Here is a 2,217-nt window from a genome sequence, read left to right as displayed (position 1 = left end):
CCCTACCCCCTCGCTACCACCTACAGGTCGTAACCTCTATCCCTACACGCCGCTCTTACTATCTCTCGATCGTCTGCGTCAACTCGATGCCGACAAGTCAGCGCGGCATGCCCCCGTTGTGCTATCAGCCATTGATCCTGTCAATCCCTTCGGGTTAACACTGCCATGGCCGATCAGTATCACGGGAACCAAACCCACGCGCCGCGCGGGTGCTTTTGCGGTGATCGTCAGGGGTTGCGTCATGCTTTACCTGCCACCCGGTGGCAAAGAGTTGATGACTTTTAATGCGCAGGACAGCGACGAAGATCTTCATGCCGCACTGGTTGCGCTGGGCCAGGCGTTAAGCCGCGAAAAGCATCTTAATTTCACGCTGGAACGGGTTAACGATCGACCCGTCGGACAATCCAACCTGCTCGCAGCGTTGAAAGAGGCGGGTTTCTCACGTGTCCCCAAAGGTTACAGTTGGTACGGTTAATAAGCGCGCTGACGATAATCCTGCAGTTGCATTCTTTCCAACTGGCGCGGCGTGGCAATGGGCCACGCTTGCTCAGGAAACAGGTAAAGACGAATGCTAAACAGATGAAACAGCGGTGTGAGTAACCCGTCATCCTGCTTTGCCAGCCGCTCCAGCAGCAGCAACAGCCAGTCGAGTTCGTCCAGCAAATCCTGGTGCGGTCGTGTTTGCAGCGATTTCAGACGCCGTTTCAGGAACAAAGCCAGCTCGTGAAACATCTGTCCGCTGTCCAGCTGATGTTTTGCCAGCAGATCTTTATGGCGGGCGTAGTAATCAAAACTGTTCACGCCCAGCCACACTTCCGTCAGTAACATCCCGGCTGTCGACATATCCGGTTGTGGATCCAGTCGTAAACGCGGCAGTACCACGTTGACCTTATCCAGCATCAAACTGATGAAACGCTGTCTGCCCAGCAGCGATGAACCGGTACGTTCAAGCTCCTTAATAAAACGCAATAGCTCACGTAAGCCCTGGCGAACCGCGCGCCGTGCTGTCCATGAAGGACGTTTGTTACGCATCAGCACGGTGGCTATCACGGCGAAAAGTACGCCCGTCAGTGATGCAATGGCGTTGTTAATGAGCAGGACCAAATCTGGTTTCAGATGATGGCCCAAACCGATAAAGCCAGGAATCTGGATAGCCACGCTGATGCCAATCATATTGGTTGAGGGACGTGCAATCATCAGACCGAGTATCAGCAAGCCCGGCATCAGACAAATAATCAACGCTTCAAATGAGGTCGCCTGCGGCAACAGCAGCGCCACATAAATCACGCTGATAACAATGGCGACAATCACACCGCGCACGAACAATTTCATTGAAGTCAGTGGCGTATCCATACTGGCAAAAAGCGAACTCAGGATGGCAGCCATCACCGGTGCTGAGGCACCATCGTGCCACCCCGTGCCGATCCACAACAAACAGGAGCCAAAAATCGCGCAAAAGGCGGTTAAGGCCGACAGCCTGATCAACCCTTTGTCATAGAAACGATGGGTACGTTTGCCGCGTGCGGGTGTGGTGTCACCCGAGAGATCGCTGACCAACCCGCCGACGCTTTGATAAGCGCCCGCAATGCGCACAAAGTCCGCCATGCGCTCCAGCAAACCGGTAAACAGCAGGCAGTGTTCAATCGGCAGCTCCCCGCTACGCCAGGCCTGGTTGATATCATTCTGACAACGGCTTAATTCCAGCTGGATACCGCTGGTTTCGCCCACGGCTTCGCCATCGTTGAGCCAATGCAAAAACAGGCGGAATGCTACCGCGACGTTGTCCGGGAAGGTAATCTGCAATGCCGATAATCGCTGCAGGCGTAGTTCAATCGCAGTGAGCGTGGGGATCAAATACGAGAGATGTTGATACTGCACGCTGACCAGACGAATCAAACGGCGCGCGGCATCGCCCTCGTAAACGCAGTGCGTAATCAAGATTTCCACTTGCTGTGGATTGGTCGCCATACGCGTCAGTATTTCATCGCGTTCGGGAGACTTATCGCCCGGAATACCGGACAGCAAATCGTGGCAAAGTTTGCGCGCATTCAAATACCACTGGCTGACACTCTGTTCCAGCAAACTACGCATCGAGACCGGAAACAATAGCGCATGTACCAGGCTGCTACACACAGTGCCAACAGCGATCTCTTCAATACGGGATAACACGGTATTGGTGATCGACAACGGTGTCATCACCTCAGGAAAGCCCATGAT

1 protein-coding gene and 1 pseudogene are annotated in these 2,217 nt (G+C 54.0%); one reads left to right on the top strand and one right to left on the bottom strand.

All coding sequences use genetic code 11. The features are described from left to right. A pseudogene (locus tag H7A81_RS26915) lies at positions 1-475 on the top strand (hypothetical protein); the annotation flags it as partial. On the opposite strand, the gene H7A81_RS26910 reads toward H7A81_RS26915, so the two are convergent. After that, the coding region (locus H7A81_RS26910) for an FUSC family protein (RefSeq protein ID WP_182059298.1) at positions 472-2,217 on the bottom strand (1,746 nt) is incomplete at its 5' end. The pseudogene H7A81_RS26915 and the gene H7A81_RS26910 overlap by 4 nt on opposite strands.

This window comes from Pantoea sp. ME81 (genome assembly GCF_903970985.1).
GTDB lineage: Bacteria > Pseudomonadota > Gammaproteobacteria > Enterobacterales > Enterobacteriaceae > Pantoea > Pantoea communis.
Note: the sequence above shows the minus strand (reverse complement) of the source record. Positions and strands in the feature narration are given on the sequence as shown.